General features: G+C 72.6%; 19 protein-coding genes and 1 tRNA gene. 10 read left to right on the top strand and 10 right to left on the bottom strand.

The window, feature by feature from the left end; genetic code table 11:
• Positions 1 to 111: 111 nt before the first annotated feature.
• The gene (locus JOD49_RS04540; RefSeq protein WP_205306157.1) at positions 112 to 690 is read left to right on the top strand and encodes an AAA family ATPase; all 579 of its coding nucleotides are present in this window, start codon (positions 112 to 114) and stop codon (positions 688 to 690) included.
• 41 nt (positions 691 to 731) lie between these two features.
• On the opposite strand, the gene JOD49_RS04535 is transcribed toward JOD49_RS04540, so the two are convergent.
• Positions 732 to 1,211 carry a nuclear transport factor 2 family protein gene (locus tag JOD49_RS04535; protein ID WP_205306156.1) on the bottom strand — a complete coding sequence of 160 codons (480 nt, stop codon included), beginning with the start codon at positions 1,209 to 1,211 and terminating at the stop codon, positions 732 to 734.
• A 108-nt stretch (positions 1,212 to 1,319) separates the two neighbouring features.
• Here JOD49_RS04535 and JOD49_RS04530 point away from each other — a divergent pair, with 108 nt between their 5' ends.
• Positions 1,320 to 1,769, top strand: a complete 450-nt coding sequence (locus JOD49_RS04530; protein WP_205306155.1) for a MarR family winged helix-turn-helix transcriptional regulator — start codon at positions 1,320 to 1,322, stop codon at positions 1,767 to 1,769.
• A 78-nt stretch (positions 1,770 to 1,847) separates the two neighbouring features.
• Positions 1,848 to 3,356 (top strand): dihydrolipoyl dehydrogenase family protein, encoded by a 1,509-nt coding sequence (locus JOD49_RS04525; protein ID WP_205306154.1) that lies wholly within the window; start codon positions 1,848 to 1,850, stop codon positions 3,354 to 3,356.
• A 30-nt stretch (positions 3,357 to 3,386) separates the two neighbouring features.
• Here JOD49_RS04525 and JOD49_RS04520 read toward each other — a convergent pair whose 3' ends face one another.
• From JOD49_RS04520 to JOD49_RS04510, 3 genes are all read right to left on the bottom strand, one after another.
• Entirely contained in the window at positions 3,387 to 4,397 is a 1,011-nt protein-coding gene (locus JOD49_RS04520) for a glycine betaine ABC transporter substrate-binding protein (RefSeq protein ID WP_205306153.1), read from the bottom strand.
• 85 nt (positions 4,398 to 4,482) lie between these two features.
• A complete protein-coding gene (locus JOD49_RS04515) occupies positions 4,483 to 5,163 on the bottom strand; it encodes an ABC transporter permease (protein ID WP_205306152.1) in 681 nt (226 codons plus the stop codon).
• Positions 5,160 to 5,900, bottom strand: coding sequence for an ABC transporter permease (locus JOD49_RS04510; RefSeq protein WP_205306151.1), 741 nt, complete (start codon positions 5,898 to 5,900; stop codon positions 5,160 to 5,162). Before JOD49_RS04510 ends, JOD49_RS04515 begins: the two co-directional genes overlap by 4 nt.
• Positions 5,901 to 5,968: 68 nt before the next feature.
• On the opposite strand from JOD49_RS04510, the gene JOD49_RS04505 reads away from it, so the two are divergent.
• Together JOD49_RS04505 and JOD49_RS04500 are read left to right on the top strand one after the other, a co-directional pair.
• Complete coding sequence (locus JOD49_RS04505) at positions 5,969 to 7,015, top strand: ABC transporter ATP-binding protein (RefSeq protein WP_205306150.1); 1,047 nt, start codon at positions 5,969 to 5,971, stop codon at positions 7,013 to 7,015.
• A 66-nt stretch (positions 7,016 to 7,081) separates the two neighbouring features.
• Positions 7,082 to 8,002: an ATP-grasp domain-containing protein gene (locus JOD49_RS04500; protein ID WP_205306149.1), complete on the top strand. Its 921-nt coding sequence runs from the start codon at positions 7,082 to 7,084 to the stop codon at positions 8,000 to 8,002.
• 148 nt (positions 8,003 to 8,150) lie between these two features.
• On the opposite strand, the gene JOD49_RS04495 is transcribed toward JOD49_RS04500, so the two are convergent.
• Positions 8,151 to 8,630: an aromatic ring-opening dioxygenase LigA gene (locus JOD49_RS04495; protein ID WP_205306148.1), complete on the bottom strand. Its 480-nt coding sequence runs from the start codon at positions 8,628 to 8,630 to the stop codon at positions 8,151 to 8,153.
• 294 nt (positions 8,631 to 8,924) lie between these two features.
• Between JOD49_RS04495 and JOD49_RS04490 the strand changes: the two genes are divergently transcribed.
• Both JOD49_RS04490 and JOD49_RS04485 read left to right on the top strand, forming a co-directional pair.
• Positions 8,925 to 9,317: a nuclear transport factor 2 family protein gene (locus JOD49_RS04490; protein ID WP_205306147.1), complete on the top strand. Its 393-nt coding sequence runs from the start codon at positions 8,925 to 8,927 to the stop codon at positions 9,315 to 9,317.
• Between the two features lie 137 nt (positions 9,318 to 9,454).
• Complete coding sequence (locus tag JOD49_RS04485) at positions 9,455 to 9,937, top strand: hypothetical protein (protein ID WP_205306146.1); 483 nt, start codon at positions 9,455 to 9,457, stop codon at positions 9,935 to 9,937.
• Positions 9,938 to 9,986: 49 nt separating this feature from the next.
• Here the strand turns inward: JOD49_RS04485 and JOD49_RS04480 are convergent, their stop codons facing one another.
• The 4 genes from JOD49_RS04480 to orn all read right to left on the bottom strand — a co-directional run bounded on the left by JOD49_RS04480 (position 9,987) and on the right by orn (position 13,660).
• On the bottom strand, positions 9,987 to 11,261 hold the full coding sequence (locus tag JOD49_RS04480; protein WP_205306145.1) for a class I SAM-dependent methyltransferase: 1,275 nt from the start codon (positions 11,259 to 11,261) through the stop codon (positions 9,987 to 9,989).
• Positions 11,258 to 12,664, bottom strand: a complete 1,407-nt coding sequence (locus tag JOD49_RS04475) for an FAD-binding oxidoreductase (protein ID WP_307822378.1) — start codon at positions 12,662 to 12,664, stop codon at positions 11,258 to 11,260. Before JOD49_RS04475 ends, JOD49_RS04480 begins: the two co-directional genes overlap by 4 nt.
• Positions 12,665 to 12,803: 139 nt before the next feature.
• A tRNA-His gene (locus JOD49_RS04470) sits at positions 12,804 to 12,879 on the bottom strand.
• A gap of 70 nt (positions 12,880 to 12,949) precedes the next feature.
• On the bottom strand, positions 12,950 to 13,660 hold the full coding sequence (gene orn, locus JOD49_RS04465; protein ID WP_205306144.1) for an oligoribonuclease: 711 nt from the start codon (positions 13,658 to 13,660) through the stop codon (positions 12,950 to 12,952).
• Positions 13,661 to 13,800: 140 nt separating this feature from the next.
• Here orn and JOD49_RS04460 point away from each other — a divergent pair, with 140 nt between their 5' ends.
• The 3 genes from JOD49_RS04460 to JOD49_RS04450 all read left to right on the top strand — a co-directional run bounded on the left by JOD49_RS04460 (position 13,801) and on the right by JOD49_RS04450 (position 17,139).
• Positions 13,801 to 14,367 (top strand): type 1 glutamine amidotransferase domain-containing protein, encoded by a 567-nt coding sequence (locus JOD49_RS04460; protein ID WP_205306143.1) that lies wholly within the window; start codon positions 13,801 to 13,803, stop codon positions 14,365 to 14,367.
• A gap of 405 nt (positions 14,368 to 14,772) precedes the next feature.
• The gene (locus tag JOD49_RS04455; protein ID WP_205306142.1) at positions 14,773 to 15,543 is read left to right on the top strand and encodes a phosphatase PAP2 family protein; all 771 of its coding nucleotides are present in this window, start codon (positions 14,773 to 14,775) and stop codon (positions 15,541 to 15,543) included.
• 186 nt (positions 15,544 to 15,729) lie between these two features.
• Positions 15,730 to 17,139, top strand: coding sequence for a GmrSD restriction endonuclease domain-containing protein (locus tag JOD49_RS04450; RefSeq protein WP_239525140.1), 1,410 nt, complete (start codon positions 15,730 to 15,732; stop codon positions 17,137 to 17,139).
• Between the two features lie 69 nt (positions 17,140 to 17,208).
• Here the strand turns inward: JOD49_RS04450 and JOD49_RS20660 are convergent, their stop codons facing one another.
• Complete coding sequence (locus JOD49_RS20660) at positions 17,209 to 20,406, bottom strand: DEAD/DEAH box helicase (protein WP_205306141.1); 3,198 nt, start codon at positions 20,404 to 20,406, stop codon at positions 17,209 to 17,211.
• Between the last annotated feature and the right edge of the window lie 34 nt (positions 20,407 to 20,440).

Below are 20,440 nucleotides of genomic sequence, written 5' to 3'. Positions count from 1 at the left end.
CGAGGGTGTGGCTCGGGTCGTCGTGGGCGTCCACGACGGCCCGAGCCGCGCACCCGGCGAGTACCCACAATTCGCTCGCGTCCGGTCCGCCCTCCGTCCTAGGGTCCGGGCATGCCTCCTGAGACCTCCCTGCCCGACGGCGGCGCTCGCGTCGGCGAGCCGGCTCCCGTCCTCGTCGTCACCGGGGCCATGGCCTCCGGCAAGTCGACGGTCGCCGAGGCCCTGGCCCGGTCCTTCCCCCTCGCGGCCCACGTGCGGGGTGACATGTTCCGCCGCTTCGTCGTGAGCGGGCAGGCGTCGATGGACCCGCCGCTCTCGGTGCCGGCCCGCGCCCAGCTCGACCTGCGGCACTCGCTCGCCGCCCAGGTCGCCGACACCTACGCGGCCGCGGGGATCACGGCCGTGGTCCAGGACATCCTGCTGGGGCCCGACCTGGCCCGCTTCACGGCGAGCCTGCGCACCCGCCCACGCTACGCCGTCGTGCTGGTGCCCGACGCCGCGGCCCTCGCGGCGCGTGACGCCGCCCGGCACAAGCGGGCCTACGGCGCGTGGACCCCGGACGAGTTCGCCGCGTACGCGCGCGAGACCCCGGGCGGGCTGCACCTCGACACGACCGGGTGGACCGTCGCGGAGACGGTCGCCCAGATCCTCGACCGTCTCGACGAGGCCCGCGTCGACGACGCGACCTGAGGCGGGCGCCACCCCGCGGCGGGCGACCGCGCGAGGTCCCGCTAGGCCGACCCGACGCGCGTGACGGGTGTGGTCGAGGTCCAGATCGGGTCCGTCGTGATGTGCGTCAGTCGCCAACCGGTGCCGGTCCTGCGCGCCCTGAGCCGGTAGACCGCTCCGAGGGTGACGGGCCTGTCCGCCTGCGGCTCGCGCCGGGCGAACGTGGCGACCACGTTCGCCCGGACGTCTGCGTGGTCGTGCGCGAGATCGACCAGGACGTTGCCGACGAGGTGCTGGACGCCGTCCTCCGGCCGATGGTTGCGCGCGGCCTGGGCGACGACGGCGTCGATCCCCTGCGCGGTGCCACCGGGGGTGCTGGCTCGTCCGTCCGCGGTGAGCAGGTCGCGGAGCCGTTCGGTGTCGCCCTCGTCGAGGGCGGCCGTGAGCCGGGAGACGAGGCGGGTGATCTCCTCCCGGTCGAGCAGGTCGCGCAGGGCGTCCTGGTGCGTGGCAGGAAGGTGGGCGTGGTCGTGGTCGGGCATGACGGCCTCCGAGGGTCGGGTACCACGGCGAATCGTTGGAGACGCCCACGTTACCCATCGTTGGTCGTGCCCACAATGGGTAACGCCAACGAAGCGTAGGATCGGGGGATGCAGACCCAGACCGCCCCCGAACGCCTCCGTGCACTGCCCAGCTGGCTGCTCGCCCAGGCGGCGCTCGAGGCGTCCCGCGTCGTCTCGGAGCACCTCGCGGCCGTGGGGGCGCACCGGTCCCACTACGCCGTGCTCGCCGCCCTGGAGGAGTTCGGCCCGGCGAGCCAGGCCGCGCTCGGGCGCCGGTGCGGGATCGACCGGAGCGACCTGGTCGCCCTGCTCGACAGGCTGGTGGCCGACGGCGACGTCGAGCGCCGACCCGACCCGTCCGACCGGCGTCGCAACATCGTCACGCTGACCCCCCGGGGGGTGCGACGGCTCGACGAGCTCAGCGCCGTGCTCGGCGACGCGCAGGACGTGCTCCTCTCGGCGCTGCCGGACGAGGACCGCGACGCGCTGGTCGCTCTGCTGCGTGCGCTGGTCACCGGGAGCGACGCGCGCCGCTAGGAGGGCGCGCTCCTACCGGGGCACCCGCCCGTGCGCCCCGGCAGGCAGCCGCGCCGTCCCCGGGTCACGATGGGAGGCATGAGCGCCGACCCGCAGACCAAGACCCCGGACGAGACCTACGACGTGATCGTGATCGGTGGTGGGCCCGTCGGCGAGAACGCCGCCGACCGCGCGAGCCGCACCGGGCTGAGCGTCGCCGTGGTCGAGGCCGAGCTCGTCGGCGGCGAGTGCTCCTACTGGGCGTGCATGCCGTCCAAGGCGCTGCTGCGCCCCGGCGCGGCCCTCGCGGCCGCGCGCGCGGTCCCCGGGGTCGAGGCGAGCCCCGTGCTCGACCCCGCACCGATCCTGGCGCGGCGCGACGAGATGGTCTCGCACTGGGACGACGCGGGGCAGGTCCAGTGGCTCGACGGCGCCGGGATCTCGCTCGTGCGCGGGCTCGGCCGGCTGGTCGGGCCACGGCTCGTCGAGGTCAGCCCCGAGGACCCCGACGCCGACGTCGACGACCTCCCCGAGACCCGCCTGCTCGCCGCCCGGCACGCCGTGATCGTCGCGACGGGCAGCGTGCCCGTCCTGCCCGACACCCCGGGCCTGGCCGAGATCGACCCGTGGAGCAGCCGCGAGGCCACGAGCGTCCAGGACGTCCCGACCTCGATCGTGATCCTGGGCGGGGGAGTCGTGGGCGTCGAGATGGCGACGGCGTTCCGCGACCTGGGCTCGCAGGTCACGCTGCTCTCGCGCGGACGACTGCTCGGTCGCTCGGAGCCCTTCGCGAGCGAGGCCGTCGCGGCGGGCCTGAAGACGATCGGCGTGGACGTGCGTCTGGGCGTGAGCGTCACGGGAGCGACGTCCCTGCCCGACGGCGGCGCGCGCCTCGCGTACGACGGCCCCCAGGGCAAGGGGTCGGTCGCGGCCGCGCAGGTGCTCGTCGCGACCGGGCGGGTGCCGCGTACCGCGGACCTGGGGGTCGACGCCGTCGGGCTCGAACCCGGGAAGGCGCTCGCGGTCGACGACCAGCTCGAGGTCGAGGGTGTCGACGGCGGCTGGCTGTTCGCGTGCGGTGACGTGACGGGCCGCGTGGCGACCACGCACCAGGGCAAGTACCAGGGGCGCGTCGTGGGCGACGTGGTCGCGGCGAGGTTCGGGAGGGCGAAGCCGGGGGAGGCTGCGGCTGCCGGGGCGGACGGTGAGACCCCCGAGCCCTGGAGCCGCTACGCCGCGACCGCCGACCACGCCGCGAAGACCCAGGTCGTGTTCTCCCGCCCCGAGGTCGCCTCGGTGGGACTGACCGAGGCCGAGGCCAGGAAGGCCGGGCTCGCGGTCAAGGCGGTCTCGTACAAGCTCGGCTCGGTGTCGGGGGCCGTCCTCGTCGCCGAAGGCTACGAGGGGACCGCGCAGATCGTGGTCGACACCGACCGGCAGGTGATCGTGGGCGCGACGTTCGTCGGGCCGGACGCGGCGGAGATGCTGCACGCCGCGACCATCGCGATCGTCGGGCAGGTGCCGCTTGCACGCTTGTGGCACGCTGTGCCCGCCTACCCGACGATCAGCGAGGTCTGGCTACGGCTGCTCGAGACCTACGGCCTGTAGCCGCAGGGTCCCGAGCAGCCGCCTGCTCGGTCAGCCGAGCTGGCCGTCCGAGGAGAACACGAGCCCGAGCACGATCTCGCCCTGGAGGAGCGCCGACTTGGTCAGCGGTCCGCCCACGTCGAGGTTCACGAAGTTGGTGATGTTGAGGCCGTAGGTCTCCTCGAGCCCCGGCTGGCAGAACGCGCGCTCGGGGCACTCCGGTCCGGCGCCCAGCGTGATGCCGCCGGGGCAGGCCTCGGCCAGCTCGCTGAGGGTCGAGACGTCGTGCTCCTCGGCGAAGGCCGTGGTGACGGCGAACGCGTTCTGGTCCTGGGCCGCCGACGGTTCGCCGAAGGTCAGGCCCTTCTGGGTGCCCAGGTCACGCAGCGCGGTCACCGTGGTGTCGAGGTCCCCGCTCGCGAGGGGCTCGGCGTCGGGGCCGTTGATCTCCTTGTTGAGGAACTCGGTCAGCGTCCCCACGTACTCGGGGAACACGCTGAGCTGGCCCGACTCGAGCGCGGGCAGGTACGTCTCGCGCGCGTCGACGGTCTGCACCGTGACGTCGTAGCCGCCCGAGCGCAGGACCGCCGCGTAGATCTCGGCGAGCGTCGTGCTCTCGGAGAAGTTGGCCGCGCCCACGACGAGCGACGTGCCGGCCCCCGGGGTCGAGGTCGCCGCGAGGCCCTCGTCCTCGACGAACTTCTGCGCGGCCTGCGAGGACGTCTGCCGGTCCACGTCGACGGCCTTGTTGAGCGCGATGAGCTTGTCGGTGGTGAGAGCCGCCGACACCGTGTCGAGCAGCTCCAGGACGGCCGGCTGGTTCGCGACGGCCGCGGCATTGGCGGCCGGGATGATGTTGTCGACGGTCTGCAGGTGCTTGTCGTCCTCGAGGACGACGAGCTCCTTGCCCGCGACGGGCTCGCACACGGTCCCGCTCGCGGTCGACGTGGATCCGCCGGACGCCTCGGTGCCGGAGGAGCCGGCGTCGCCGCACGCCGCGAGAGCGACGACTAGGAGGGCGGAAACGGTCAGGGTGCGGAAGGTGGTGGATCGCCGTGACATGGGTGTCAGGTGCCTCTCGGGTCGTCGGCTCGCACGGACAACCCATTCCACCCCCCGGGGAGGGCACCGGCAACCCGAGGCCGCCTCAGCGCACGGTGCCCGCCTTCACGCGCAGCGGCGCGGGCGTCACCGCGCGCTGGACGAGGGCCAGCACCGCGTCCACCACGAGGCAGAGCACCGCGATCACGACGCCGACCGCGAGGACCTGCCCGTAACGCTGGTTCGAGAACCCGACCCGCAGGGGGACGCCGAGCCCCCCGCCGCCGACGAACGCCGCGAGCGTGAGCACCGCGATGACCTGCACGATCGCGGTCCGCAGCCCGGCGGCGATCAACGGCACCGCGAGCGGCACCTCGACGAGCCACAGCGAGCGCTGCGAGCTCATGCCCATGCCACGGGCAGCGTCCTTGACGTCGGGGTCGACCTCGGCGACGCCCGTGTAGGCGTTGGCGAGGATGAGCGGGATGGCGAAGATCACGGCCGAGATGACCGCGGCGCGATCCCCGAACAGCCCGCCTGCCGCGAGGATCAGCAGGATCCCGAACGTCGGCAGGGCGCGCGAGGTGTTCACGACCACGATCGTCGGACCCGCGCCCTTGCCCGAGTGGCCGAGCCAGATCCCCGCGGGCAGCGCGATGAGCGCCGCCAGCAGGACCGCGATCGCGGTCATCTCCAGGTGCTCGCCCGTGCGCACGAGCAGCCCGTCGGGTCCCGTCCAGTTGAGCGGGTCGTTGAGCCAGATCAGGGCTTCCTGGACGACGTTCATGCGGTCCGCTCGCTCGCCGCTTCGGCCGCGTGGGCGACGGCCGCCTCGCGCGCGCCCCGCCCCGTCGAGCGGTCCGTCGAGCCCGGCGCACGGGTCCGTGACCACGGGGTCAGGGCCCGGCCCAGCAGCAGGAGGAGCAGGTCGAGCACGACCGCCAGCAGCAGGCACAGCAGCGTCGCCGTCATGATCTGGGCGTTGTAGCTCGACCGGAAGCCGCGGAACATCAGGGTGCCCAGCCCGCCGTACCCCGCGACGAACCCGACCGTGACGAGCGCCACGGTCGAGACCGTCGCGAGCCGTACCCCGGTCATGATGCTCGGCAGCGCGTTGGGGATCTCGACCGAGGTCAGCAGCCGCGTGGGACCGTAGCCCAGACCCTTGGCCGCGTCGCGCACGTCGGGGTCGACGCCCTGCAGGCCCACCAGGATGTTGCGCACCAGGATGAGCAGGGCGTACATCACGAGACCGATGAGCACGGGCGTCCGACCGATGCCCGTGAACGGGACGAGGATCGAGAACAGTGCGAGCGAGGGGATCGTGTACATGACGCCCGTCGTGCCGAGCACGGGGACCGCGAGCCAGCGCACGCGGTGCGCGAGTGCCGCGAGCGGCAGGGCGATGACGAGCGCGATGAGCACGGCCTGGATGGTGATCGTCGTGTGCTCGACGAGCGCCTGGGAGATCTCTCCCCAGTTGTTCTGGACGTAGCTCCACGAGAACCACGGGTTGGGCGGCATGCCGTCGAACCTATCCCGAGCCACCCACCGCTCGCGCGACGGGGTGGCGCGCCAGGTAGCGTCGAGGCATGGCGAGCACCCCGACCGGCACCACCGAGGCCACCAGAGCGTTCCCGACGATCACCGACGAGACGGCCATCGTGTTCGACGGCGTCCGCAAGGAGTACCCCAACGGGACCGTCGCCGTGGGCGACCTGTCCCTGAGCGTGCGCGAGCACGAGATGCTCGCGCTCGTCGGGCCCTCCGGCTGCGGGAAGTCCACGACGCTGCGCATGACCAACCGTCTCGTCGAACCCTCTGCCGGGCGCATCCTGCTGAGCGGCGAGGACATCACGCAGGGCGATCCCGTGGCACTGCGGCGGCGGATCGGCTACGTGATCCAGAACGTGGGCCTGTTCCCGCACCGCACGGTCGCCCAGAACGTCGCGACCGTCCCCGGGCTGCTCGGCTGGGACAAGGCGCGCACGCGCTCCCGGGTCGGTGAGCTGCTCGAGCTCGTCGGCCTGGCCCCCGACACCTACGCCAAGCGCTACCCGCACGAGCTGTCGGGCGGCGAGCGCCAGCGCGTCGGCGTGGCCCGGGCGCTCGCGACCGACCCGCCGGTCCTGCTCATGGACGAGCCCTTCGGTGCCGTCGACCCCGCAGGGCGGCGCCGGCTCCAGACCGAGTTCCGGCGCATCCAGCGCGAGCTCGGGACCACCGTCCTGTTCGTGACCCACGACATCGACGAGGCCGTCCACCTCGCCGACCGCATCGCGGTCTTCAGCTTCGGCGGCCACCTCGAACAGCTCGCCGAGCCCCTGACGGTCCTGGCGCACCCCGCGAGCGACGCCGTCCGGGAGTTCATCGGGGAGGGCGCGCCGGTCCGCATGCTCGGGCTGGCCATGGTGCAGCGCGCGGACCTCGAGGGTGCGGACCTCATCTCCGCGCCCGCCCCCGACGCGATCCGCCTGGGCGCGCCGCTGTCCGTCGCCTTCGAGGCGATCGCGGCGCTGCCCGGCTCCGCGATGGGCCGGGTGCCCGTCGCGGACGAGGCGGGCGACGTCGTCGGGTCCCTGACCGCGGACGGGATCCTCGCCGCGCTGCGGCGCACCGCGGACGCCGCCGCGGTCTAGCGGGCGCGACGGAGATCTCACCGCCCGCGCGTGTACGGCGCGCGCGGGGCGTCTAGGCTCGTACGCGTGACCACCACAGCGCGCATCGCCCTCGCCACCTGCTCCGTCCTGCCCCGCCTCGATCCCGACGACGCCCCCCTCGTGGGAGCGCTCGCCGCCCGGGGGATCGAAGCCGTGCCGTCGGTCTGGGACGACGAGTCGGTCGACTGGGCCTCGTTCGACGCGGTCGTCGTGCGCTCGGCCTGGGACTACGCCCCGCGCCGCGACGAGTTCGTCGCCTGGGCCGAGCGTGCGGGCCGCGTGCTCAACCCCGCCGCGGTCATCAGCTGGAACACCGACAAGCGCTACCTCAAGGAGCTCGAGGAGCAGGGCGTCCCGGTCATCCCGACGCTCTGGCTCGACCCGAGCCAGAACCTGTCCTCGCGTGCCATCCACACGCGCCTGCCGGCCCAGGGGGACTTCGTCATCAAGCCCGTCGTGAGCGCCGGCGCCAAGGACACCGGGCGCTACCAGTCGGGCGAGGCGCACTCGCGCGGCCTCGCGATCCAGCACGCCAAGAACCTCCTCGCCTCCGGCCGTCAGGTCATGGTCCAGCCGTACGTCCGCAGCGTCGACACCGCGGGCGAGACCGGCCTGATCTTCATCGACGGCGAGTTCTCGCACGCGGTCCGCAAGAACGCGCTGCTCACGGGCCCGCACCGTCCCACCCAGGGCCTGTACAAGCAGGAGGAGATGAGCCGCTTCGAGGCGACTCCCGAGCAGCTCGCGGTCGCCCAGCAGGCGCTCGCGGTCGCGGCGCAGGCCGTCCCCGGGCAGGAGCCGAACCTCTACGCACGCGTCGACCTCGTGAACGGGGACGACGGCGCGCCCATGGTCATCGAGGCCGAGCTCACCGAGCCCTCGCTCTTCTTCTCGCTCGGCAAGGGGTCGCTCGACCGCTTCGTCGACGCGGTGGCGGGGCGGCTCGGGTCGACCCCCGAGGTCTGACCGACCGGTCCTCGACCGGTGGGCGCACGTCACGGCGTCCGACCCTGGACGTGATGAAGGCCCGGCGAGCGGTTGCTCGTCGGGCCTTCACCATGCCGGGAGATTCTTGCCGGGTGATCTGCCGAGCTGGTCGTGCTGGTGCGGTGCGTCAGGCGTTGACGACCTCAGGGGTGGGCTTCGCGGTGCCGGTGCTCAGTGCGGGGGATGCTCCGATGCGACGCAGGGCGTAGCCGAGGAGGCCGAACAGGACACCGAGACCCATGACCAGTGCGCTGACGCCGTAGGAGACGACCGAGGTGAAGAGCGAGGCGCGGAGGAACGAGCCGTTCATGACCGTCGCGCGGGTCGGGTCTTCCTTGTCGAGCTCGGCGTAGGTCTTGCCCTCGCTCATCTTGAGCGCGTGCTCGTTGATGATCTCGGCCTGGGCGTAGGCGCTGAAGGGGCCGCGGACCGGCGAGCCGGCGAGCATCGAGGCGTCCTCGGAGACCGTGATCTTCTCGGCGGCCAGCTGCGAGGTGATGGTGGCCCAGGTGGCTGCGCCGGCGAGCAGCAGCACGAGGCCTGCGATCATCGTGACGAGGCCGATGAGGCGGACGGACCGGGCGGTACCAGCGGTGCTGGTGCTCATGGTGTGACTCCCAGAAGAAGAGGTCGAGGCGACCTGAGATGAGGTGCAGAAGGGGTCTGACTTCGTTGCGATCCCTATGCTGGGAGCGCTTCGATAAGTCGACCCTACAGACCTTGTGAATGCCTTCACAAGCGAGAAACTGTGGCCTCCGTCACGCGGAGATGACAGAGTGTCAACGGCGGGAACCGTGATCGAGCGAGGCCCCGCGGAGCGTAGGGTCCAACGGTTCCGAGCCTCGGGACGAAGGTCCCGAGCAGCCCGTCAGGGCAGCTCCGTCAGCACCAGGAGGGTGGCATGGGACACGGCACCGAGGACGACCTCCGGAACGCGCTGGACGCGGTCGAGGCGGCGTGGGGACGGGCCATCGTCGCCAACGACGCCGACGCGATCGGCCGATTCATGACCGACGACTGGCAGATCGTGGGCGAGGACGGCATCACGTCCCGGGAGGACTTCCTGGCGCTCGTGCGCTCGGGCGACCTCACGCACGAGTCGATGAGCAAGATCACCGGCAGCGTGCGCGCGCTCGGGGACGCCGCGGTCCTCGTCGGACGAGGTGCCAACACCGGGCACTACCAGGGGCAGGCGTTCGCCTCCGACGAGTGGATCACCGACGTCTTCGTCCGTGGCCCCGACGGGTGGCGGTGCGTGCGCACGCACCTCACGGCGGCCCGCGACGCGTCCTGAGCCGCGACGAGTGGACCCGTAGGCTCGGGCGAGCTCCGCCGTCGGGCCGCGGCCGACGAGTCGCCCGCCGATACCCTGCTGGGCGGGGCAGGGGCCGACATGCTCGCGCCCGCACGAACGACGACCAGGAAGGCCCGATGAGCGACACGATAACCTGGCTGGAGACCGCTGTCGGTCGCATCCAGGCAGGACAGGTGCCCCACCACTTCGACACGAGGCATCTCGACGAGCTGGGCTGGGGCTGGGACGGGCTCGCGGACGTCCCCCGCGTCCTCGAGACCCTCGTGACGGCGACCCGCGGCCAGTCGGCTGCCTGTCGGGTAGCCCTGGCCATACCGCTGGTCGAGTCCGAGGACCCGCCTCGGCGCAGGCCCGAGCTCCACGACCTGGTGCTCGACGTGGACGAACCGCCGTCGATCTACGTGCTCGGCGAGAAGCATCTCCTCCTGGGACCTGACACCAGCGACCGCCTCCACCTCCCGTACCCGACCACGCCCTGGGGACCGCCGGACGACCTCCACGTCGAGCTCGTCGCCCGCCGGGACCGCGAAGCAGCCGAGCGAGGGTGGGGCTGGGCGAACACCCTGTGGTTCCACGTGCGTCCAGCGGTGCGGGCCTGACTCTCGCCCGGCGTGGGCGAGCAGGCCACTGTGCGGGACGCCGTCGGGCCTACGGGGTCCAGTCCGGGCGCAGCGGGAAGCCCGACGCCCCGCCGGGTTCGGGGCGCACCGCGAGCACCTGGTGGAGCTGGATCTCGTTGCGCTCGAACGCGAGCCGCGACCCCGCCATGTACAGGCCCCACACGCGGGCCGTACCGATCCCGACGTCGGCCACGCACTCGTCCCAGTGGCGCGTGAGGTTCGCACCCCACTCGCGCAAGGTCATCGCGTAGTGCTCGCGCAGGTTCTCCTCGTGCCGCACCTCGAGGCCCACGTCCTGCATGGTCGAGATGATCCGACCCGAGCCCGTGAGCTCGCCGTCAGGGAAGACGTACCGGTCGATGAAGCCGCCCGCGCGGGGACGGGCCGTGTTCGTCGGGCGCGTGATCGAGTGGTTGAGCAACCGGCCGCCGTCACGCAGGCGCCCCTGGAGGAACGTGAAGTACGCACGGTAGTTCGCGACCCCGATGTGCTCGGTCAGCCCGATCGAGCTCACGGCGTCGAAGCCGCCGTCGGTCACGTCGCGATAGTCGCCGTACCGGACCTCCGCGAGGTCGGACAGCCCCTCGGCCTCGATCCGGGCCTGCGCCCACCCGGCCTGCTGCCGGGACAGCGTGACCCCCAGAGCCCGGACCCCGGAGCGGGCCGCGTGCCGGACCATCCCGCCCCAGCCGCACCCGACGTCGAGCAGCCGCATGCCCGGGTGCAGCCCCAGCTTGCCCGCGACGAGTGCGTACTTGTGCTCCTGCGCCTCCTCGAGCGTCGACTGCGGCGTGGGGAAGCACGCGCACGTGTACGTCATGGACGGGCCCAGGACGTGCTCGTAGAACGTGTTCGAGACGTCGTAGTGGTGGCTGATCGCCTCGGCGTCCCGCTGCCGCGAGTGCCGCAGCCCTTCGGTCAGCCGACGCAGGCGCGACAGGTGCTCCTCGGGCGGCGGTGCGGGGGGCCGCAGGACGCCCAGACCCAGACCGCGTGCCCACCGCGCGACCTCGGCGGGAGTCGGGCGGCGCAACCGCAGCCCGTCGGCAGCAGCCTTGAGCAACGGGTACGGGTCCCCGCCCGGCACGCCGTCCACCTGCAGGTCGCCCGCGACGTACGCACGACCGAGGCCCAGCCCACCGGGCGACGTCGCGACGTACCGCAGGCCCCGCTCGTTCGCCAGGTGCACGTGGACCGGGGCGTCGGCCGGACCGGCGCTCGAACCGTCGTACGCGCTGAAGCCGAACGGCAGCGGTCCCTCCGTCAGCCGGTCGAGGATCTCGGCCACCGCGATCTGCGTCATGCTCCCAGCACCGCCTTCTCGTAGAGCGTCGGCGTGCGTCCCGCCGGGTCGTACCGCTCCTTGACCGCCGCGTAGTCGAGGCCGCCGTAGAGGGTGTCGAACGTCTCGCGGCCGTACGTCGACGTGGAGTAGAGCGACTTGTGACCGTGGCGGACCGCGACCGCCATCTCGATCTGACGGTTCACGTCGCCGTCGCGGGCCCCCGGTGCGATCGGGACGCCGCCCCAGAAACCCACGTTCACGTACACCCGCCGTGGCTCGAGCGGGTACAGCGGCCACGGCTCGGGCGAGGTGAGCCGCAGGGGGCACAACCACACGGGCGTCATGGGGACGTGGCCCGTGAACCACGCCATGAAGCTCTCGAGCTGGTCGAGCGGCACCTCGACGTCCTGGACCACGCGCTCGGCACGGGGCCGACGCCGCAGGTCCGCGAGCCGGCCCGTCAGGTCCAGGCGCTCGTCGAGGCCCACGAGCCGGCGGTAGACGTCCGAACGTCGCCACCGACGCGGCCAGAGCCTGCGCACCACCGGGTTCTGGACCCCGAGAGCGCGCGAGCACCAGAACCAGTCGGTGTCCCAGCGCCACAGGTAGTCGATCGTGCGCAGGACGTCGATCGACCGCTCGCGCACCGAGCGGTAGTAGATCCGCTGCCCCGTGTAGTCGCTCGGCGCAGGGGCGAGCCGCTGCGCCTGCTCGCGCGACGCGAAGCGGCCCAGGCACAGGTACGCCTCGCCCGGGCCGAACAGGACGCCGTCGCAGAAGTCGACCCGTTCCCCCTCCCACGACCCGTCCGCCGCGATCTTGCCCACCGCAGCGGCAACCTCCGCGACCGACCCGAAGCGCACGTTGCGGACCACGACGAACGGCTCGGCCCGGTCCAGGCGCAGCCGCACGCGCGTCGCGTACCCGAGGGTCCCGTACGAGTTGGGGAACGCGTGGAAGAGGTCGGCGTGCTCGCCCGTCGGCCCGGCCGTGACGAGCTCGCCGGACGGCGTCAGGACGTCGAGCTCCACGACCGCCTCGTGCGGCAGGCCGTTGCGCAGCGAGCTCGACTCGATGCCGAGCCCCGCGAGGGCGCCACCCACCGTGATCGTGCGGAGCTGAGGCACGACCGTCGGGACCAGGCCGTGGGGGAGGGTCGCGGCGACGAGGTCCTCGTACGTGCACATGCCCTGCACGTCGGCCGTGCCCGTCACGGGGTCGATCCAGACGACGCCCGTGAGCCCCGACGCGTCCAGACCCGGACCCGGCGACGGGCGTCGAGGGCGGAACAGGTTCGTCGTCCGCTTCGACAGGCGCAGAGGACTGCCTGGGTCGACGGCAGCGGCGGAGCGCACCAACGTGTCCACGGCTCGCGTGTGCTGGTGCTCACCACGGACGGCAGTGTTCGCGGGGGCTGACACCCCACCCACTGTAGGGAAGGCTGACGGAGCCGCCACCGGTGAGCGGGATCACAGTCGCTGCGCGGGCGTCCTGCGGGGTGGTGCGGGGGTGCTGGAAGCAGAAGAGGCCCCTCGCGCGAACGCGAGGAGCCTCTTCCCGTGGGGTGAGTAACGGGACTTGAACCCGCGACCCCCTGGACCACAACCAGGTGCTCTACCAGCTGAGCTATACCCACCACGGCCTGCTCGGGTTCCGAGGAACCGTTCTAGCAGCCGTCGAAAAGTGTACCTGGTTTCTGAGGGGTCTCAGGACAGGTTTTCGGCGTCGGCCCCGGTGGGCGCCGAACCAGGGGTCGCGGCGGCTCCTGGCAGGGGAGCGACGATCGTCCCGAGCGTCGTCCCGACGCTCGTCGCCTTGACGCGCTCGGCGATCGCCTTCGCGGTCCGCGAGTCCGTGCCGGGCTGGGGCACGAACAGCGCCTCGCGGTAGTAGCGCAGCTCGTCGATGCTGTCGAGGATGTCGCCCAGCGCGCGGTGGCCGCCCGTCTTGGCGGGGGATGCGAAGTAGACGCGCGGGTACCAGCGGCGCGCGAGCTCCTTGATCGAGGAGACGTCGACGATCCGGTAGTGCAGGTGCCCGACGAGCTCCGGCATGTCCCGCTCGAGGAACGTCTTGTCCGTGCCGACCGAGTTCCCCGCGAGCGGGGCCTTGCCGGGCTCGGGCACCCAGGTGCGGATGTACTCCAGCACGCGGGCCTGGGCGTCGGCCATGGTCGTGCCGCCCGGCAGCTCCTCGAGCAGCCCCGAGGTCGTGTGCATCTCGCGGACGAAGTCACCCATCTGCTCGATCGCCTCGTCCGGCGGGGTGATGAGGACGTCGATCCCTTCGCCCAGGACGTTCAGCTCGGAGTCGGTGACGACGGCGGCGACCTCGATGAGCGCGTCGGCGCCCAGGTCGAGGCCGGTCATCTCGCAGTCGATCCACACGATGCGGTCGTTGGTGTTCACAGGGCTCACGCCCACAGCCTAGGCCGTGGGGGCCGGGGCCGAGGCCCGGGACGCCCGTGCTGCGAGCCGGACGGGCCCGACCTACGGTCGAGGAGGACCTGGATGCGACCGCACCCGGGTGCTCCCACGACGACGAGAAGGAGACAACCATGGCTGACCCGGACCTGGCGGGCCGTCGCGTCCTGGCGATCGTGACGAACTACGGCGTCGAGCAGGACGAGCTGGTGGTGCCGCTCGAGCACCTGCGCTCGGCAGGGGCGGACGTGGACGTCGCCGCCGTGACGATCGACCCCGTCGAGACCCTCGTGGGGGACAAGGACCCGGGGACCACCGTCCCGCCGACGCTCCGGCTGCAGGACGTCGACCCCGCGGGCTACGACCTGCTGCTCGTCCCCGGCGGCACGCTCAACGCCGACTCCCTGCGGCTCGAGGACGCGGCGATCGCCGCCGTGACGTCGTTCACGACGTCCGGCCGACCGGTCGCGGCCATCTGCCACGGTCCGTGGGTGCTCGTCGAGGCGGGCGTGCTCGCGGGCAAGACCTTGACGACCTACCCGTCGTTGCGTACCGACGTGCGCAACGCGGGCGGCACCTGGGAGGACCGGTCCGTCGTCCGGGACGACGCCGGCGGGTGGACGCTCGTGACGTCCCGCACCCCGGGGGACCTCCCCGACTTCCTGCGTGAGATCGACGCCGTGCTGGCCGAGCGTGCCTGACGGGCGTCCGCGGACAGCACGAAGGCCCTGGCTCCCGTGAGGGGGTCAGGGCCTTCGGTGTGCGGGGACCCGGTCGGCGGGCTGCGCCGGTGGGTCGAGCCGCGTCATGCGGTGTGACGGGGTCGGCGGGATCGCCGGGTGTGCTCCGGGAGGCGCGTCGTCGTCCGGCGCAGGGAGCTGCGGCGACGGGTCTGCTCCTGGAGCTGTTCGCGCCGGCCGAGGTCGGCGACGTCGTACATGAGCTGCGGATGCATGGTGGTGTGTCTTTCGTGACGTCGGATTCGTGGACCTGGCCGGGTCCTCCACCGCCCGGTTCTGACCGGACGGACGCCACCGCGGTGATGGGTGCCACACTTCCACCTCCTCACCGAGCGGCGCACCCCTTTTTCTCCCTAGGCTCTCGGGATGAACCCTGACGACGAGGCGCGCGGCGCCCGAGGTGACCTGAGTGCGCGGGAGGCGGCGCCGTCGGGCGGGCGGGACGTGTGGCGCTCGCGGCTCGTCGCCGCGCTGCCCGGCCTGGTCCTGATCGTGATCGGCGTCCTGGGCTTCCTGGTCGTCTACGACTCGGTGCGCGAGCGCGACGACCTCTGGTTCACCGACGACGTCGTGCTGGAGTGGATGGTCGCGCACCGGACGGCGACCGCGACGACCGTGCTGACGTTCATCACCAACATGTTCGGGCCCGTGGTGCTCCCGATCCTCGTGGCCGTGGGCTGTCTGTGGTGGGGGCTCGCGACCAAGCGCTGGTGGGAGCCAGGTCTGCTCGTGGGGGCCATGATCACCTCGACGCTCACCTCGACGCTTCTCAAGGCGCTCGTCGCCAGGCCGCGACCCGACGAGGCCTCGATGGTCGTGGCAGGAGTCGAGCGCAGCTTCTCGTTCCCGTCGGGGCACACGATCGGTGCCGCGACCCTCGTGCTCGTCGGGGGATACCTCGTGTGGCGGCAGTGGCAGGAAGGGCGGCAGCGCCGGATCGTGTTCGCGGTGTGGGTCGTGGTGAGCGTCGTCGTGATCGTCGTGGTCGGCGGGAGCAGGCTCTACCTCGGCTACCACTTCGTGACCGACGTCCTGGCCGGTGCGAGCCTGGCCGTGGCGGTGCTCGGGGGCGTGGTCGTGATCGACCGGCTGCACGACCTGCGGGACGACCAGCCGCGTGCCCGGAGCGCCGCCTGAGGCCCCCTCGCGGGTGAATTCTGTGGGCCGCGACGCCTGTGGACCGGCTCGTTTCCTTGTGCCGCCTCGGTCCCGAGCCGAGCGGCGCTGAAGGGCCCGTGCGTCGTCCACTACCTTGAGCGCGCACCCCCCGACCCCGCGCGCCGGTTTCACCGCACCGCTCGGCACGAACAGAAGGACTGAGCGATGGCGAAGAAGACTGCCGGTGGAGCCCCGGGCATGATCGCCCTGATCGTCGGGGTCGCGGTCGCGTACCACGCGCTGGCCTGGCCCTACCTGCTGGGCACGTGGCTCGCCGTCGAGATGGGGGCCGGGCTCCCCTCGACGCAGCGGTCCGTCCTGGGGTGGGTCTTCGAGGTGCTGTACCTCGGGGTGCTCGCGGTCGTCGGGGTCCGCTGGCTCACGACGCGCCGCTCCCCGGCCGGCGCCCGGACCAGGCCGGTGCCGGGACGCGTCCTCGGGATCGGCGTCGCCGTCGTCGCCGCGACGGCCCTCGTGTCCACGGGCGCCGTCGCGGTCGGGATCAAGGTCGCGCCCTCCGCGGCGCCCGCGCTCGTGGCGGAGGAGGACGCGCCCGTCGACCTGCTCGACGCCCCTGAGACGGCACTCGTCGAGGCCGATCCCGAGGTGGTCGCCGCGGGGGACGCCGCGACGGCCGACCCGGCCGAGCTCGTCCGCTTCGACGACGCCGTGACCACCGCGGGTGCCGAGACCGCGCTCGCCGCGCTCGGGACGCTCGAGGTCAAGGGGCGTGCCCCCAAGACCGGGTACGACCGCGACCAGTTCGGCCCGGCCTGGGCGGACGTCGACCGCAACGGCTGCGACACCCGCAACGACATGCTGGCGCGGGACCTCGTCGACGAGACCTTCAAGCCCGGGACCAAGGACTGCGTCGTGCTCACCGGCACTCTCGCCGACCCGTACACGGCCACGACCATCGCCTTCCAGCGTGGCAACGCCACGTCGAGCGCCGTGCAGATCGACCACGTCGTCGCCCTGTCCGACGCCTGGCAGAAGGGCGCCCAGCAGCTCGACGCCGACACGCGCAAGAGGTTCGCGAACGACCCGCTCAACCTGCTCGCCGTCGACGGACCGTCCAACCAGGTCAAGGGTGCGGGCGATGCCGCGACCTGGCTGCCGTCGAACACTGCCTACCGGTGCGAGTACGTCGCCCGGCAGGTCGCGGTCAAGGCCGGCTACGGCCTGTGGGTCACGCAGGCCGAGCGCGACGCGATCGCCCGCGTCCTGTCGTCGTGCCCCGGGCAGCTCCTGCCGACCGGGGACAGTGCGTACGCCGCGCAGGCGACCGTCGAGACCGTGGTCGAGCCTGCACCGGTCGTGCCGGTCCCCGCTCCCGCGCCGGTGGTCCCGGCCCCGGCCCCCGCCCCGGCCCCGGCCCCCGCTCCGGCCCCAGCACCTGCTCCCGCTCCGGCGCCTGCTCCGGCCCCCGCCCCGGTGCCCGCGCCCGCACCGGCCGACGTCTTCTACCAGAACTGCGACGCCGTGCGGGCCGCGGGTGCGGCCCCGATCCGTCCCGGCGACCCGGGGTTCCAGGGCAAGTTCGACCGCGACAACGACGGGGTGGGCTGCGAGTAGCCCCGCAGGGAGATCGGCGATCCCTCCACGGCCGGTGCACCTGCGGGCGGGGATCTCGACGGGCGGGCGCTACGACGCGCCGGCCCTGCCGGATCCCGAGGCGACCTGTGTCGGGCGCCCGCTTGCCGGCAGCAACCGTGCGAGGGTCTCGAAGTAGGGGGCGGTGCTCCAGCGTCCGTGGTCGCCGATCACGTACAACCGGTCCTTGGCCCGGCTGGCGGCGACGTTGACGAGGTTCGGTGCGCTCGCGGCCCACCGGACCGCACCCGGTCGCTGCGGGTCGCCGCCCAGGACGAGGAAGACCACCGACGCCTCGCGCCCCTGAGCGGTGTGGATGGTGCCGCCCCTCAGACCCGGGAAGTCCTCGGCGACGCGCCGGAGCTGGTCGGCGACCGCACGGAACGGCGAGATCGCGATGATCGAGCTCGACGGGATGCCCAGGGCGTTCAGGTGGCCGAGCCTGCTGCGCAGCGCGTCGATCTCGGCGACCTGCAGGTGGCTGCCCGGTCGGGGGTCGGGGGTGTCGATCCACTGGCTCGGTGGCGCGTCGAGGGCCTTGCGGCCGACGACGCCGTCGATCATGAGGCCCTCGTACGCGATCTCGTTGGAGATCTCGAACATGGGCGCTCCGCACCGGCGGTGCACGCGCAGCGGCGCACTGACCCAGACGGGCTCGCGACCTGACGCGATCGTCGTCCCGAAACGTCCCACGCGGTCGGCGAGCACCTGGACGGACGTGCTGGAGGGCACCCACGTCGACGAGACCCGGAAGTGCTTGGCGAGGTCGTGCTGGGCCCGGTTCGGGATGCTCACGATCGGGGTCAGCTGGAGGGGGTCGCCCACGGCGATCACGCGCCGCGAACGCCAGATCGCGCCGACGGCGGACTGAGGCGTCGCCTGCCCTGCCTCGTCGACGAGGAGCCAGCCCAGTGCCTCCGCGTCGAGTCCCCGCAGCATCGTGCCCACCGACGCGAAGGTCGTGGAGACGAGGGGGACGACCAGGAAGAACGTCTGCCAGGCCGCTCGCCGGACGTCCGCGCCGAGCGCCCGCGGGGCGGCTCCCGTGACGACGTCGAGGGCCGCCTGGAGCCCTTGGCGCGCGCCCGAGGCATGGGCCAGGAACGCCCGGTGCAGGTCCAGCGCGGCGAGGAAGAGCCGGGACCGTGCGGCGTTCAGGTCGGGGTCGAGCCACGCACCGTGCAGCTCACGCGCGGTGTCGTCCGCGAGCCAGCTCGGACCGGGGTAGGTCGGTCCGTACCTGGCGGCGTCGGCGGTCGTCGTAGTCACGAGGCGGTCGTGCTCCGTCGTGAGGCGCGCCAGGGCGTCCGCCCGGGCGGCGAGGTCGATCGCGATCCGGGTGGCGCGCTCGTCGACCGCGCCGAGGTCTGCGGTGGCCGCGTGCTCCCGGGACTCTGCACCGCGCAGCTCGTCGTCGATCGGCCGCAGAGCGGCTCGCCACTCTCGTGACACGCGTCCCCAGGTGAAGACGATCTCCAGGAGGCTGGGCCGGGTCTCGAGGTGCCGCTGGCGTCGGGTCAGGTGGTCGGCGGTCGCCTGACGGAGCCAGACCAGCTGCCCGGACAGGACGGCCCGGTCGTTCGCTGCCTCGTCGGCCGCGGTCCGCAGGTCACCGACCTCCCGCTCGGTCCGTGCGATCTCGCTGCTGACCTCCACCCGACGGGTGATCCGACGTGCTGCGGCCGTCCGTTCGGAGACCAGCTCGTCGACCGTGGTGCGCGCTCGTTCGAACGCGGCGCGAGCGCCCGACCAGGAGGGTCGGGTGCTCGGCTCCTTCTCCCAGTTCTTGAGGCGCTGCTGCATCCCGTGGACGACGCCGACGGACGGGTCGTGCGGTTGGTCCTGCGCGCCCGTGCCGAACCAGAAGGCGGAGTTGAACGCCGACCGGTTGCGGGAGTTGCCCAGCCGAGCGGCCAGGAGGCCCCACGCCTGCGGTGGGCCCGAGTCCGACGTCGTGCTGCGCCGAGAGATCTCGGTCGCGAGGTCGCCGAAGTAGTCGGCGGTGCTGAAGCAGGAGTCGATGGCCTTCCGTTGCGGGAGCTCGTCGGAGACGTTCTCGACGGCAGCGTTGTTCGAGGAGGCGATCAGCATCTCGAAGCCCGTGAGCTCGTCCTTGAGCTGCTTGATGCGTCGCGGGTAGTCGCCGGACTTCCAGGTGTGGACCGTCGAGGTGTACGCGCTGTCGGGGTGGCTCAGCGAGGCCAGTGCCTCGGCTCGCCGGACGACGTTCCCCGCGACCAGGTCGCGCAGCATCGTGGTCTTGCCGGTTCCGGGCGGGCCGTTGACCCCGATGAGCCCGGAGGGCTCGTCGGTGGCTCCGAGCGCCAGGTTCACGGCGAACTGCTGGCTGCTGGCCAGGGGGTGCGAGGGGTCGGACGGCCAGCGTCCCAGGGGGAGGTGCTCGATCCTCGTCCCGTCGACGACGGCGCCGGGCTGTCGGCGGACGTCGACCCGGTGGTCGGTGGCGAGGTCTCGGTCGTGCGTGAGGTAGGTCGCGAGGGCGGGGGAGAAGGGGGAGCCGGCGACGGTCCCGAGGTCCTTCAGCACGAAGCTGTTGAGGAAGTCGAAGTCCGGCAGGTCCTGGGCGCGGTCGGCGCGCACCTGGACGCTGGCGACGGTGATGTCGGCGTTCCAGACCTGGTTCAGGCCCACGACCCCGGCTGCAGCGTGCGCGAGAGAGCGGAGCGCGGTCAGCATGGGCTCGTCGACGCGGGGGCTCTCGTCGGCCCCGAGCGCGGCCCGTACGTCTGCGACGTGCTCGACGACGGAGCTCGCGAAGAGCTCCTGTGCGTCGCCGAAGCCGGTCAGCGCCGAGGGATCGGCGTCAGGGACGCGCAGTCGGCCCAGCCCCCAGAGCGCGGAGGACAGCGTGGGGGAGGTGGGCACGAGAGCACCGCGGTCGTCCACGACCAGGGCGGCGCAGGCGCTGTGGCCGCCTACGCGCTCGTCGAAGGCGTCGAGGTCCTGAGGGAAGACCGTGTGCAGGTGCTCGTAGACCCCGTCGATCGGGTAGACGCCCAGGAAGACGGTGTGCTGCCACACCAGTCTGTTCCGCCCGCTCGGACGAGGGGCGGGGAGCGTGTCCCACGGAAGGGGGCGACCCGGGCTCCAGGAGACGACCTGGCGCCTCTCGTCGCCGCGTCCGGGCGACGCGACGCGTTGGGGGCTGAAGAGCTCGACGAGCCGCCAGAACGCCAGTACGTCGCGCTGCGCAGAGGTCTCGGTGGGCATCCGGTCGTCGATGGGCACGAGCAGGACCCTAGCGGGACTCGGGGCCTGGGGT

This window comes from Oerskovia jenensis, assembly GCF_016907235.1.
GTDB classification, from domain to species: domain Bacteria; phylum Actinomycetota; class Actinomycetes; order Actinomycetales; family Cellulomonadaceae; genus Oerskovia; species Oerskovia jenensis.
This window is presented reverse-complemented; position numbering and strand designations above follow the sequence as displayed.